We start from the raw sequence: 14,365 nt of genomic DNA, 5'->3' as shown, positions 1-14,365 counted from the left end.
CTACGGCGCAGCGAAACAAAATATTCCCATTGATGCCGTGAAAAAACAGCTCCATGTGGCATAAGGAGTACCCCGTTTGTCTCTTTTTAAATGGTAATTATTGTAATGAAAATTACTCAACTACAGTATATAAATTGAAATAAAGGTTTTCTCCCGTTCCACGGTGAATAATAAAAAAAGAAAATAGGGGAACGGAGAGAAAACTATGATGCCAAATCACAAAGACGAGATCGAAAAGTTGTCCACTGCCATGAAAGAAGCAAAAAGTAAACGAGCATATGAACGCTACCAAGCGATTTATCTTCATTTGCAGGGGTACGCAAAAGAAGAAATCGCAACGATTACCGGTCGATCCAAAAAAACCGTTTATAACTATATCCATGCCTACACCCAGCGAGTTCTTGACGGACTAGAGATGAAATATTCACCCAGTGCTCCACGTCGATTGACCCCTGAACAAGAAAAAGAGCTGACTTGGATCATTGAACATCAGCTCCCCGTAGATGTTGGATTCGGAGCGAAATATAACTGGACGCTTGCGATAATCGCTGAACTCATTCAACAAAAGTGGGGGCCAACATACACGCTTCGCGGAACAAGTGACATTCTGCATCGGTTAGGGCTAAGCTATACGAAACCGACCTATACACTAGCCAATGCCGATGAAGAGAAACAAAAAGAATTCGTCGAAATCACCTTCCCTGAAGTAAAAAAAAACTGGTAGATGGGAACATCGCCCATGTCCTCTTTCGAGATGAGTCGATGATTCGTGATTACCAAGCGATTCAAAAAACATGGTTTGTCAAAGGAAAACAACGAATCATTCCGACGTTTGGAAAACATCAAGGGCTGAAGCTGATTGGCACGTTGAACTACGAAACAGGGGAAGTGTTTTGCATCGAAGAAGAACGCTATGACGCGGAAACATTTCTTCGATTTCTTCAACTTGTGTTAGAACGCTATCCCACAGGCAAAATAGTGATGATTTTAGATAACGCTCGAATTCACCATGCCAAACTCATTCAGCCATTTTTAAAAGAACACGAAGATCGGTTAGAGCTCGTCTTTTTGCCACCATACAGTCCGCAATTGAACTTGATTGAAGGGCTATGGAAATGGCTGAAATCAGACGTGATTTACAACGTGTTCTATTCGGGTGTGCAAGAAATTAGAAAGAATGTCCAAGCCTTTATTCAGCGAATCAACCAGAAACCAGAACAAACGATCGATCGTTTGTGTGTTCAGTTGTAAATCTTTAATTCAACTTATATAGATTGCAATATAGATACAGAAGGAAAATCGTTGCATACTGTTTTTGAATTATTTTTTACACTTCAATAAATTATCTGTTATCGCGGATTTTTAATAATCTTGTCTTAGTATTGAATATGTAGAAATAAAAAACAGAAATACAATGGAAAGCAAAGTTATAATATATTCCATACTGCTAAAATTATGAGATCCTATTTTTATAGGTAGAAAATATAGCGGTGTATACTCAATAATGTTGACTACTATATCAGGGAACATTTTACTATCAATAGCAGTCATTATTAAATTTGGTAAAAAAGATATAGAAAGCACAGCTATTACAAATAAAACCGTTACTTTTCTATAAAATGTACTAAAATAGAAGAAAAGTAATACATAAAAACTTGTAAAGAGGATGTAGTTAATTATACTTTTAAGATATAAATTGTCCGCGTTAATTTTTAAGTATTGTTCAGAACTAATAATTACCAAAGTACAAGTAATACCAAAAAGAAAACCAACATAAATGGCCCCTATAAACTTAGCAAAAAGATATTTTTTTCGATTCTCTTTTTTGTTAAACAGTAAAGTAAGAATTTCATTATGTATATCATCCGTAAATAATCGCATGGAAAGGATTACACATAAAATACTACCTAATAAAGCGTAAAAGGACGTAATATGATATATATTAAAAGGGCCGTTCAAATTTTTAATAGCATACGCAATCCCATATGCTGGAACGACTGATAAAAGCAAAGACAAATAGGTAAACCAACTAACATGAAGCTTTTTAATGTCAAACCAAACTAATTTTGAAGTTATCATTGTACTTATTATGCCCTCCCTTTTTTAGACAAATTAAAATAATAATCTTTTAAAGAATATAATTTTTTCTCAATATTCCTTGGAAAAATATTATGTTGCGCTAGCTTTTTTATAATAAATGAATAATCTTCGATGTATTCAATTGTTATATGCTGTTCATTAACAGATACAATCTTTACGTCATCCTTAATTAAAGAATGCGCATAATCGACTTCATCCTTAGAAAGAGATATTATAATTACTCCGGATTGGATTATTTGCTCTTTATCTGTAATATTTTTAATAAGACCATCTTCAATATAAACAATCGTATCGCTAACCATTTCTATATCTTCCAATTTATGACTGGAGATTAAAATTCCCATATTATATTGTTGTCCCAAACTTTTTACAATATTTAAAACATCTAGTGCCCCTTCGGGATCCATCCCATTCGTTGGTTCGTCGAGTATTAAATATTGAGGCTTTTTTAATAACGATATTGCTATTCCGAGTCTTTGCTTCATACCAAGCGAATATGTTTTAACCTTTTTGTTAATATAATCATTCATTTTGAGCGATTGTATAATAAAATCAATATATTCTTTGTCTACCTTTTTCATAAAAATTTCCGAAAAGTATATTAAATTATACATACCTGTAGCGTTAGGATAGGATTTAGGATGTTCTATTAAATAACCAATTACGGAGTCATTAGGAGTTTCAATTGTCCCTTCGTAGTGAACAATATTCCCACAAATGATCTTCATTAAAGTCGTTTTGCCTGCGCCATTTTTTCCCACTAGACCAACAATAGAACCTCTTTCCAAAGTTAGGTTAATGTTTTTTAAAGCCAGTTTTTCTTTGTACTTTTTTGTTACATTCTCTAACTTCAAAAATACCCCTCCTTACCAAATATCTGTATTTATAATGTAAAACAAACTTTGCAAAATGTAAAGTGAAATTTTACTTTTATGTAAATTTATTTGTTCATCACCGAAAGTCAGGGATGACCAAATTAACGCTCGGTTTCTAATCGAATGCACAGAAAGAAATGGGCCACGTCGTTTGATCAGTTTGATTTTATTATTCACTCCCTCCATCAGGCCGTTCGATAACGGTGATAGAATCGTGTCAATCATCGCTTTTTCACGTAGAACAAAGCGTTTGGCTATTTTCGATACAGCGCCAAAAACATGGGATTGATAACGTTTGATCCAGTCAGAAAATCGTCTTTTAACCTGTTTCACGGTCGTTGATTGAAACACATAACGAATGTGTTGTAAGGCTTGATAAAGATGGCGCGTGTGCTCATCTTCTGTTAACCATTGAGCGACAAACTGACGTTCTTCTTCTGTTAAACGGGTAGGTTTAGAAGACAAACACCGGTCGATCAACCGGAAGGGATGATGTTTTTTCTCTTCCCCTAAATACCGTCTACGTATTTTTAAAGCATCGGTGAAAAATTGGATAATATGAAAACGGTCCAACACATGAATCGCGTCTGGAAATACCGCTCCCACGGCTTTGGCGATGGCAGGTGCCAAGTCACTAACCACGGCTTTTACATTGCCATTGGCCAAAGAAAGAGCTGTTTCCATCGCATCTTGATCACGATCACGATGTGGAACGACGGCTAAAACGTGGCCGGTATCCGTATTTAACACGCTTGTCGCATAATGATGCCCTTTGCGAAGGGCAAACTCATCCACACAAACACGTGTCGCTGTTTGATCCGGAAGTTGTTCCGGTACATACCGATAAAACCATCTTTCAACGGTCGTATAAGGCAAGTGATATCCACGTGCAACATCCGTCAAAACTCGTCCATGACAGCGTTGTACGATTTCACGACGAAAAGAAGCCGTTGAAGAACGGATAATTCCTAAGCCATAGTCAAACGTAAACGTGTAGTCGCAGGAAGTACAACGCTGACGAGGCACTTCGAGTTCAATCCAAAGCGTGCCAATATGCCAAGCGTAGCCGTGACGAAATCGACGCCGTCTTTTATCATGACGGGATGTTTTTCCTTGACAAAGTGGACATAAAATACATTGCGGTGGTGGTTGGATAGGAAAAACAGTAGGTTCCTCATCGGTAGGCATAGAAATCGTAAGTGTGAGTAAAATATTTGTGGGTGACATTCAGGAATGATTCCCCGACGAGGGTTGCGAACTTTTGTTCGTGACCCTCGTCGGGGCCACCAAGCGAAGCGCGGTAGAAAAAAGCAAATGTCATGCAAAAAGGACTCTCTCCCTGCTATGATGGTGATGACCAACATCCATAAAACAGGAGGGAGAGAGTCCATGAAACATCTTACCACAGAATGGCCTTTATTAAAAGAGCTGGAGGAACAATTCGTCAGAACTCTTCAAAAGGTGTTCGCTGTCTTGTTGGCGGCCCTTTTGGAGGAGATTGATCAACAACTGGCGGAAGCGCGGGACAAGCGCCGGTATCAGCTGAAAGACAAACGGCCGACCACGATCCAAACGCTGTTTGGAGAAGTGACGTTTCGACGGAACTACTACTATGATCGGCAGGCGGGGGCGTATACCTTCTTGCTGGATGCCGAACTGGGCTTTGATGGAGCGCAGTCGATCAGCCCTTGCCTCGAGGAAACGGCGGTCGAGTTGGCTGTAAAGTGCTCTTCCTACCGCAAAGCAGCCCGTACGTTGGAGTCGATCGTGGGGTATGCGGTCCTAAGCCACGAGGCGATTCGCCAACTGGTGCTGGAGGCCCCTGTCTCGCTGCACCACCCTGTTTCCCAACGGCACGGCCGAGTGCTGTTTGTGGAGGCGGATGGGCTGTTCATTTCCCGCCAGGGGAAAGGGAAACGGGCGAAAGAAGAGAAAATCCTGGCGGTTCACGAGGGATGGAAACGAAACGGTTCGCAGCTCGAGCTCGTGAACCGGCGCCACTACCTCCATGAAGGGGCGGGAGACGTGTGGGAACGGTTTGAAGAGTGGCTGATGAACGAATATGCCTATGATCCGTGCCGGGACCTTTTGATCATCAACGGCGACGCGGCGTCGTGGATCACGGCCTGCCGGGAGTATTTTGGGAAGCGGGCGTGCTTTCAGCTGGATCGATTTCATGTGGCGCGGGAGCTGCGTCAGTGTCTGTCCGGCCATCCGCGTTGGCGGGAGGTGCGGAAGAAGCTGGCGAAACAAGACGAAGAGGGGCTTCTGGTGGAGCTGAACAGCGCGGTCGGCACGTTGGAGGACGAAGCGAAAGAGAAGCAGATGGCTGCCATGATCCGCCGGATCGAGTCGATGCCGGGATGCATCCGGGACTATCGGGAGTGGCTGTCGGAGCAAGGGGTGGAGACGACCGGCATGCGTCCGATGGGCCACGCCGAGAGCGTGATGAGCCGATTTGCGCATCGGGTGAAATCCCGCCGCAGCTGGAAAGACCAAGTGCTTCGGGCGTTTCTGAGGGCGATGGCAGCCCGAATCGACGGGATCGGGTGGAGAAAGGGACGGTGGGAGGAGCAAGAGCCCCAGTCGGCCGTCTCGGCCTCAACAAAATCCAAGCGGATCGAACAGGCCAAACGGAAGGCCGGACGGTTATGGGCAGATGTGGTGCGTCAGAATCTACCGTGTCTGCAGCGGTCATCCGGGACGCCGATCCATCAAGCGTTGTCGGCGCTTCGGGATTTTGGTTGGGTGTAAAAAAATGGAATACAATATCATCACTTCAAGATGAGGGATGAGAGTCCGAAAGCGCTTACGATATCAATTCCTGAAAATGGTTCGCTAACTAGTGATTGACAACACCCGTAGTGAACCGAAAAAATGTTCTCCACAAAGTCTTGACTGACTCAAATCGTAAAAAAAGATGGCAACGGCAACATAGATTTGATAAACTTAGGGAACAAAGTGAAAACTCCTCTCGTGATTTGTCTAGTCAACAATTACGATACGTAAGTTTTCACTTTTTTCATAGCTATTACTGTAAAATTATTCGATTTTATAAAGCAACCCTAAGTTATGGTGATGAACCAAAATTATAGAAATGAGACGATAGAATGTTAACGACAAGTGCTGCCATTGCCATTGGTACTTCAATCTGGATTACGGCAGGTGCATGACAGCAGGGGTTATCGTCGGCGCTGGAGCTGCAGTCGGCGGTGCATTGCTCATCGTTACATAATACAAATTTCAGTAATTCACTGTTTAGCCATAGAGTCTTTAAGAAAAGGAGAGAAAAGCGATGAAAAATTTAGTATTCAGAGAAGACATGATCCCTGTCCCGATTCTCGTTACGCTGCTTGCACTCATTGTCTTGGGGCTATTAGTAGTGATCACCGCTAAACAGCTTTATATCATTATACCGGTTTCTTTATTTCTCGTTGTATTTTCTAGTTTTCTGTTAGGAAAAGTCCTTTCAGTTAAACAGTGAGGCGCATTGTATAAAAAGATGGTGTTGTAAAACTAGAGTAAAAACTTGAAGTTGTGCATAATGGAACATGCAGCTGATAGCGACGAAATCCATGCTAACGCGGCTGCTCTAATCCATTGATTTTGAGCTAATTCAATACTCGTTGGATGTTCGCGCGCAGACTCAACAACCACTTCCCGAACCCTGTTTTGAAGAAATCCGGAACCACGCGACCATACGCATCTTTTCGCTCGCTTTTTTGGTTTCGAGGATTCACCGGGGACACGAAAAAGATGCCCATGTCTTCGGCTATTTTTCGAACGTTTTCACTGTCATAAGCTGCATCCCCCAATGCCAATTCGATGCGCCATCCCTGCAAGGAAGAAAAGACATCGGGCGCTACAGCCGCGTCATGTCGGTTCGCCGTCATGAAAACATGGGATAAAATGATCCCTTCCGTTGTTGTGCCTAGATGGAGTTTATAACCCTTAAACGAACGATACCGAGTGGACATCCCCATTTTGCCTGAGAATCATACAGACTCCTTCTCAACGCGGTGCTGTCAATCAGGACAATGGAAGGTTGTTGAACTCCTAAATCGATCAACAGTTGGGTGTGAAATTTCGAAAATCCTTGTTCCTGAAACCAGTGGCTCGCTCTTGAAAACATCGACACATGGGGAACCTCTGAAAGCCCACAAATCCGCCGAAAGTAGCCGAACCGACGGAGGAGGCGGACCAACTCCCATAAGGAATCGATAGCAAAATAGGTCTTCAAAAAGAAACATTGGAGCGGAGATTTTTTCGATATCGGTGGTCTTCCTGTCACATACGGTGTGTCCAAAAACGAAAGTCGGTCGATGTATGAAAATAACGCTTCTAATAGAGGATCGATCTCACCGATCCACGCATGTTCCTTTACGAGATTGAAAATCGTAATCATGCCCACCCCTTGGAGTTGTATAAGTTTGGTCACTGTATATGATTTCTAAGGTGGTGGATTTTTTTGTGTACATTTATGCATCAATTATGCGTTTTGCAACATGTTCGATTTTATAAAAAATATTGGAATAAATGTTAAAAACCAATAATCTTTAGTAGATTTAATCATATTTACATAATATATCATAACACGAGAAAATTTATGGCGATAAGTAATAAAATAAAAAACGCTAATTCTTTTTCAACGCTACTTTTTACTTTATTATAAAATTTTTACATGTATTTAAAAGATGATGTATAAAATTTTGTGTAAAGCATTTTGCTGGAACAAAAGAAAAAAGGTAGGGTATTCTCTGATTGGACCAAAAATCTTAGAGAAAGGAGAACCCTACCTATGTCTAAAAGTATACCGAATGTAGACTGGGCAAATCAACTGGAAAGTGTCATTCGTCAGTTTGTGAAGGAAAAATTAGAGCTGATTATGCGGGAAGAAATCAAACATTTCCTCGAAATCGAACAGGCGGACACATCCAATATGAGAAACGGCTACTATCAACGAAATCTAGATACACAATATGGCCGAATTGAAGGGCTTTTGGTGCCAAGAGACCGAAACGGAGAATTTCAAACGCAGTTGTTTGCCCCTTATCAACGCCACACCGGCTGGCTGGAGGAAGCCATCATCAGGATGTATCAAAGTGGCATGAGTACACAGGAAATTGGCAAGTTTATTGAACGAATTCTAGGAAATGCTTATTCTCCAGCGACGATCAGCCGGATTACCGATGTCGTGAAAGAAGACATCGAGAAATGGCACCATCGTCCACTATCCAAACGTTATTCTGTCTTATATTTGGACGGCTTGTACGTGAAACTTCGCCGGGATACGGTAGAGAAAGAAGTTATTTATGTGGTGTTAGGAGTGAATGAAGAAGGATATCGCGAAATTCTGGATTTCTTCGTGGGAGGACAAGAAAGCGCCTATGGATGGCGGGAGATTCTCCAACAGCTCTACAAAAGAGGCGTCAAGGAAGTGCTTCTGGGCGTATTCGATGGACTACCGGGGTTGGAGGAAGCTTTTGGCTCGGTTTATCCGAAAGCCGATGTGCAGCGTTGTGTCGTTCACAAAGTACGTAATACCTTACATCGTGCTCGGAAAAAGATCAATTTGAAGTGGCAGAGGATCTCAAACTGATTGATCGTGCACCGAATAAGGAGATGGCGTTCCAGATGTTTCAACAGTTTGAGTCGAAATGGTCAAGCAAGTATCCGAGAGAAGTTCAATCTTGGGCCAATGAGTTGGATGTTCTCCTTACATTTATGGATGATCCAAGCAGTATTCGAAGTGTGATTTACACGACCAATGCCATTGAACGAACGATCAAGGAGATTCGGAAACGTCTCAAGCCGATGAACAGTTTGAGTAGTTTAGAAGCAGCTGAAAAAGTCGTGTATTTGACCATTCAAGATTTTAATGAGAAATGGGCAGGACGAAAGTTACGAGGATTTTCCGAAGCGCATGAAGCCCTTCAACGAATGTTTGAAGAATGTTACAATTAACCTAATGTAAATAAATGAGATAAGGGGATTCTCCCTTCCTACACAAGAGACTGAATATTCAGTCTCTTGTGTGGAGGAAACCAGTCTCCCCTCTATTCTAAATCTATTTCAGAGATACCCTATCTATTTTACATTACACAAAATTCTTGACGGTACCTAGGAACAGATTTGTAATAAAAAAATTAACACTATAACGTTTGACTGTATATTTTTTTTTGCTATATAATTTCATTAAACATACCGAATAATAATAGATGGGGAGTGAGTTCGTTGGGAAGTTGCTTAAAATTGGTGAACTTGCAGAATTAGCTGGTGTTTCCAAACGAACCATTGATTATTATACGCAGTTAGGGTTGCTTGAGCCCGTTCGTTCTGAGACCAATTATCGCTATTATCCTGAAGAGAGTATTGAGCATTTACAGTTAATCCATGCATTAAAGAAACAGCATTTAACTCTCGAGGAAATAAGAGAGCGCCTGCAGCTTATGAAAAAACAGCCTGCTCCGATGAATGAAATTATCGATAAAATTGAGCATCTTCAAGAACAAATGCAGCATATTCAAGAAGAAGTGCTGGAATTAAAGCCGTTGCTCAAACAATTGAATGAACAACAGATCAAGATGATGACAAAACCATTGACCCAGCAAGGTTACGCATTGCTACATTCATTAGGGATATTGCTTGGTGGAAATCCTTTTATATATGATTTTCTTTCAAGGAAATAGTGAAGAACAAGAAAAACATATTATACAATTAACAGGAGGTGGATTCTCTAGCTGTTTGCATGCAGTTAGAGAGCTTAATTGGAGATAGTTAATTTACTGATGGTTGGCATTTTAATTGCCTTGACGGCGTTTTTTGTTGCATCAGAATTTGCCATTGTCAAAGTGCGCCGTACACGGATTGATCAGCTCGTGGCCGAAGGAAACCGAAGTGCCATGGCTGCAAAAAGAGTCACCAGCAATTTAGATGAATATTTATCAGCTTGCCAGCTTGGTATCACCATCACTGCACTAGGGCTTGGTTGGCTTGGGGAACCAACGGTGGAACATTTGCTTCGTCCTGTATTTGAGCAAATGAATTTGAATGAGTCTGTAGCATCTCTCCTTTCTTTTGCGATTGCGTTTGTGGTGATTACCTATTTGCACGTAGTTGTCGGTGAATTAGCGCCTAAAACATTGGCGATTCAAAAAGCGGAAACCATTACGTTGTTATGTTCAAGACCTTTAATCCTTTTCTACAAAATCATGTATCCGTTTATTTGGGTATTGAACGGATCAGCACGTGTCATCATCGGATTATTTGGACTAAGACCGGCATCTGAACACGAAGTCGCCCATTCTGAGGAAGAGTTGCGGCTTATTTTATCTGAAAGTTATAAGAGCGGAGAAATTAATCCGTCGGAGTATAAATACGTAAACAATATTTTTGAGTTTGACAATCGGATTGCCAAAGAAATTATGGTGCCGCGCACAGAAATTGTCGCATTAGATAAAAACGATTCAATCGCGGACAGTTTGGAAATTATGAAGAAAGAAAAATATACACGCTATCCTGTTATAGACGGCGATAAAGACCATATCGTTGGGATGGTGAACATAAAGGAAATATTAACGGATTGTATTCGAAATCCACAAGCGATTGAAAAGAAGTTAGATGATTATATTCGTCCTATCATACAAGTAATTGAATCGATCCCTATTCATGACTTGTTCGTAAAAATGCAGCGAGAACGAGTCCATATGGCGATTTTAGTTGACGAATATGGCGGAACAGCTGGACTTGTGACGGTTGAAGATATATTGGAGGAAATCGTCGGTGAAATTCAAGATGAGTTTGATATTGATGAAGTTCCGATGATTCGCAAAGTGAACGAGCATACTACCATTGTTGATGGAAAAGTGTTGATTGAAGAGGTAAACGATTTACTTGGAACGGATATCGATGATACCGATGTCGATACGATTGGCGGTTGGATTTTAACGGAGAAATTTGATATTCAACAAGGTGAGATTCTCTCCTACGGTGATTATGAATTTAAGGTATTAAAAATGGAAGGTCGCCATGTCCAATTGGTTGAAATCACGAAGCGTGTAAAAACTCCTTTGCTTACCGTACAAGAAGAAGCGGAAACAAAATAACAGTTAATATTAAAGAGAGACTGTCTCATAAGGGTCTGACCTGACGCGAGCTTCACAATATATCGTTCATTTATTCAACGTGATGTCCTATATATTGTGTTGCGGGGTCTGACCCTGTGGTTTTTTGGGCAGCCCCTTCGTTTTTCTAAAAAGACAAGTCATTATTCTATAACACCGTTTCGATTTTTAAAACTATTGGGAGACAAAACAAGACTAACAATCATGGGACTAGTAAATAATCAAGATTGTTGCGTGTGTGAATTGGTTGAAATTTTTCAGATGAGTCAGCCTGCCATAAGCCAGCATCTTCGGAAGTTAAAAGATACAGGTTTAGTGAAAGAAACGAGAAAAGCCCAATGGATCTTTTATTCCGTGAACAAAGAACATGAAATGTATTCGTTAATCAAAGATATTTTAGCTCACATTCCAGATCAGAAAGAAAAATTAAAAGCGCTTGAAGAAAAAGGAACAAAAATCTCATGTGAGTAACAAAGAGGTGATCGTTTGCATGACTGTTTCTGTATTTCGTTCAATAGGAATCACGTGATTTTCCATTCATAACAAAAAAGAAGTGGTTAATCGTGGGTCGAATTGTGTGCTTGCCCCCTTTTTTTATCTCTTCATAAGCTTCTTCCCATGTGAGTGATGTGCGATACGGGCGAATGCCGGTCATCGCTTCGAGTGAATCGGCTAAAGACACGAGCCGAGCGAGAAAGGGAATATTTTCTCCGCTTTGTTTGTTTGGATACCCCTTCCCATCCCAGCGTTCGTGGTGATATAAGACGATGTGAGAAATTTCAGTTGAAACATGGTAATCTTGTAGTACCCGTATGCCGAACAAAGGATGTTTTTTCATTTCATCAAATTCTTCTTTCGATAGTTTCCCTTTTTTCGTTAAAATGTGAGCAGGAACATATAATTTGCCAATATCGTGAATAAGTGCTCCGAATTGAAGCTCACGTTTTTGTTGATCTGTCAACTTTAAAAATGACGCGAAAGATAAAGCGATTTTTGTAACGCGATATGAATGAAGAAAAGTGAACTCGTCTTTCATTGAGAGTTGACGCATAAGAAAGCAAAGCTCCATGTTTTTGAAAATAAAGGACATGTAGTTCGCCACCTAATGTATTTTAAGTGTAAGTATCATCATATATACTAATCTAAATGATAATCATTTTCAAGTTAAATATTCTCAACATCGACGCCCCGAATAGAAGGAATTTGATGAATAAATTCGTATACATCTGTCGTTGCCCGCTTTTGATCAACGGATACCTTTAACTCAACAAAGTGATTTCCGTTGTCTAAATCTTTAATGCGCACAGTTTTGATGCGAATATTTTTTTGTTTAATAGCGTCGATTACTTCTGAAATTTTTGTTGCATCTAATACAATCAGTTTGACAGAAAGTTCTTTTTCTCTCAGTTGTTTTGGTCCGAAGACGGTTGTTACAAGCGGGATGAGCTCAACGCTAGCGATAAGAAAGATAACACCGAGAATAGCTTCAATATAAAAGTTTGCTCCAACAGCAACACCGACACCAGCTGCTCCCCAAATAAGCGCAGCGGTTGTCAAACCGGAAATGCTATCATTTCCACGCCGGAGAATAACGCCGGCCCCAAGAAAACCAATACCTGATACGATTTGAGCAGCGAGACGCAGCGGATCCATGTTAATATGAGCGGCTTTTGGAAACGTGTATGCCGATTCAATCGAAACGATAGTTAGTAAACAACTTACAATCGAAATGACAAGACATGTTTTAAGGCCAACGGGTTTTCTTTTTAGTTCTCGTTCTAAGCCAATAATAAGTCCGAGGACAGCGGAAATTCCGAGTTTCATAAGCACGTGAGCGTCCATAAGACATTCCCCCTTTTCATAAGTATATTCGAAAGGATGAAGAGCATGAAGGCATACGTTGCATTACTTATCGGAGCGTTTTCAATCTCTACCTCAGCTATTTTTGTAAAATTTACAGATGCTCCATCAGCTGTTATAGCATTTTATCGTCTTTTTTTTGCGGTTGTTTTCATGACCCCGTTGTTCCTGACCAAACATACAAGAGAAACGAAAGAGATGAATAAAACAGATTGGGGATTTGCATTATTATCTGGAACGTTGCTTGCATTTCATTTTATCCTTTGGTTTGAATCGCTTCGTTATACATCTGTCGCAAGCTCAGTTGTTTTAGTTACATTGCAGCCGTTATTTGCTTTTGTTGGTGGCGTTCTCTTTTTTAAGGAAAAGATAGCGATGAACGAATGGGTTAGTGCGATACTCGCCATTTCAGGTAGTGTAATCATCGGATGGGGGGATCTTCGGGTAAGCGGTGAAGCGCTTTACGGCGATCTGCTTGCATTAATTGCATGTGCTATGGTAACAGGTTATTGGCTAGTTGGTCAACATTTGCGGAAGCAACTCTCTTTAATTACATATACGTATATCGTTTATGGAATCGCTTCAATAGTATTAAGTGTATATGTAGTATTATTTCGCTATTCATTTTTTTCGTACGATGAACGCGACTGGTGGTGCTTCATTTTGTTAGCTATAATTCCAACATTGTTTGGTCATTCACTTTTTAATTGGGCGATCAAATGGGTAAATGCAGCTATGGTGTCGATTGCTATTTTATTCGAACCAATTGGAGCCATCGTGTTAGCGTATATATGGTTAGGGGAAAAAGTTTATTTGACGCAAGGAATTGGTTCGCTTCTTATTGTCATTGGAATCGGGGCATACATGTTTGGAAAACACATAAAAAATTTTAAAAAAGTAGTTGCGTTTAAAAAAAGAAGATGGTATATTTAAAAACGTCGCTGCCGTGATGTGGCGATAAAAAGTGTTCTTGACATCGAAAATGAGATGTGCTAAATTAAAAAAGTCGCGAAAAACGACAAAGATGTTCCTTGAAAACTGAACGAAGCGAAAAGCGTACGAAGCTAGAGAGATAAACTTTCTATGGAGAGTTTGATCCTGGCTCAGGACGAACGCTGGCGGCGTGCCTAATACATGCAAGTCGAGCGGACGATTCGAAAGCTTGCTTTTGAATCGTTAGCGGCGGACGGGTGAGTAACACGTGGGCAACCTGCCCTGTAGACGGGGATAACACCGAGAAATCGGTGCTAATACCGGATAACACGAAATGTCGCATGACGTTTCGTTGAAAGACGGCGCAAGCTGTCGCTACAGGATGGGCCCGCGGCGCATTAGCTAGTTGGTGAGGTAACGGCTCACCAAGGCGACGATGCGTAGCCGACCTGAGAGGGTGATCGGCCACACTGG

The 14,365-nt window shown here is 40.9% G+C and carries 12 protein-coding genes, 1 rRNA gene and 2 pseudogenes; 9 read left to right on the top strand and 6 right to left on the bottom strand.

Annotation, left to right across the window (positions count from 1 at the left end):
• Positions 1-205 precede the first annotated feature (205 nt).
• A protein-coding gene (locus K1I43_RS14965; protein ID WP_094240525.1) for an IS630 family transposase occupies positions 206-1,251 on the top strand; the annotation gives its coding sequence in 2 pieces (ribosomal slippage) (positions 206-709 and positions 712-1,251; 1,044 coding nt in all).
• Between the two features lie 111 nt (positions 1,252-1,362).
• Here K1I43_RS14965 and K1I43_RS14960 read toward each other — a convergent pair.
• From K1I43_RS14960 to K1I43_RS14950, 3 genes are read right to left on the bottom strand one after another with little or no spacing between them, the layout of a single operon-like run.
• Positions 1,363-2,079: an ABC transporter permease gene (locus K1I43_RS14960; RefSeq protein ID WP_012575896.1), complete on the bottom strand. Its 717-nt coding sequence runs from the start codon at positions 2,077-2,079 to the stop codon at positions 1,363-1,365.
• A gap of 8 nt (positions 2,080-2,087) precedes the next feature.
• Positions 2,088-2,954 (bottom strand): ABC transporter ATP-binding protein, encoded by an 867-nt coding sequence (locus K1I43_RS14955; RefSeq protein WP_012575895.1) that lies wholly within the window; start codon positions 2,952-2,954, stop codon positions 2,088-2,090.
• A 12-nt stretch (positions 2,955-2,966) separates the two neighbouring features.
• Positions 2,967-4,202 (bottom strand): ISL3 family transposase, encoded by a 1,236-nt coding sequence (locus tag K1I43_RS14950; protein ID WP_012575894.1) that lies wholly within the window; start codon positions 4,200-4,202, stop codon positions 2,967-2,969.
• 162 nt (positions 4,203-4,364) lie between these two features.
• Between K1I43_RS14950 and K1I43_RS14945 the strand changes: the two genes are divergently transcribed.
• Positions 4,365-5,729, top strand: a complete 1,365-nt coding sequence (locus K1I43_RS14945; protein ID WP_041639373.1) for an ISLre2 family transposase — start codon at positions 4,365-4,367, stop codon at positions 5,727-5,729.
• Between the two features lie 541 nt (positions 5,730-6,270).
• On the top strand, positions 6,271-6,459 hold the full coding sequence (locus tag K1I43_RS14940) for a hypothetical protein (RefSeq protein WP_041638924.1): 189 nt from the start codon (positions 6,271-6,273) through the stop codon (positions 6,457-6,459).
• Positions 6,460-6,491: 32 nt separating this feature from the next.
• On the opposite strand, the pseudogene K1I43_RS15955 reads toward K1I43_RS14940, so the two are convergent.
• Positions 6,492-7,380, bottom strand: a pseudogene (locus K1I43_RS15955) (transposase).
• A 393-nt stretch (positions 7,381-7,773) separates the two neighbouring features.
• On the opposite strand from K1I43_RS15955, the pseudogene K1I43_RS14930 reads away from it, so the two are divergent.
• The 4 genes and pseudogenes from K1I43_RS14930 to K1I43_RS14915 all read left to right on the top strand — a co-directional run bounded on the left by K1I43_RS14930 (position 7,774) and on the right by K1I43_RS14915 (position 11,569).
• Positions 7,774-8,939: pseudogene (locus K1I43_RS14930) on the top strand (IS256 family transposase).
• Positions 8,940-9,217: 278 nt separating this feature from the next.
• Positions 9,218-9,664, top strand: a complete 447-nt coding sequence (locus K1I43_RS14925) for a MerR family transcriptional regulator (RefSeq protein WP_230456215.1) — start codon at positions 9,218-9,220, stop codon at positions 9,662-9,664.
• Positions 9,665-9,742: 78 nt separating this feature from the next.
• On the top strand, positions 9,743-11,080 hold the full coding sequence (locus K1I43_RS14920; RefSeq protein WP_012575892.1) for a hemolysin family protein: 1,338 nt from the start codon (positions 9,743-9,745) through the stop codon (positions 11,078-11,080).
• A gap of 168 nt (positions 11,081-11,248) precedes the next feature.
• On the top strand, positions 11,249-11,569 hold the full coding sequence (locus K1I43_RS14915) for an ArsR/SmtB family transcription factor (RefSeq protein ID WP_041639371.1): 321 nt from the start codon (positions 11,249-11,251) through the stop codon (positions 11,567-11,569).
• Positions 11,570-11,609: 40 nt separating this feature from the next.
• On the opposite strand, the gene K1I43_RS14910 is transcribed toward K1I43_RS14915, so the two are convergent.
• Positions 11,610-12,149, bottom strand: a complete 540-nt coding sequence (locus tag K1I43_RS14910) for an HD-GYP domain-containing protein (RefSeq protein WP_255572308.1) — start codon at positions 12,147-12,149, stop codon at positions 11,610-11,612.
• Positions 12,150-12,262: 113 nt separating this feature from the next.
• Positions 12,263-12,940: an MgtC/SapB family protein gene (locus tag K1I43_RS14905; RefSeq protein WP_003398734.1), complete on the bottom strand. Its 678-nt coding sequence runs from the start codon at positions 12,938-12,940 to the stop codon at positions 12,263-12,265.
• A 45-nt stretch (positions 12,941-12,985) separates the two neighbouring features.
• On the opposite strand from K1I43_RS14905, the gene K1I43_RS14900 reads away from it, so the two are divergent.
• Both K1I43_RS14900 and K1I43_RS14895 read left to right on the top strand, forming a co-directional pair.
• Entirely contained in the window at positions 12,986-13,891 is a 906-nt protein-coding gene (locus K1I43_RS14900; RefSeq protein WP_003398732.1) for a DMT family transporter, read from the top strand.
• A 147-nt stretch (positions 13,892-14,038) separates the two neighbouring features.
• Positions 14,039-14,365: ribosomal RNA gene (locus tag K1I43_RS14895) — 16S ribosomal RNA — on the top strand; the annotation flags it as partial.

Source organism: Anoxybacillus sp. ST70, assembly GCF_019553625.1.
Lineage (GTDB): Bacteria > Bacillota > Bacilli > Bacillales > Anoxybacillaceae > Anoxybacillus > Anoxybacillus gonensis.
Note: the sequence above shows the minus strand (reverse complement) of the source record. Positions and strands in the feature narration are given on the sequence as shown.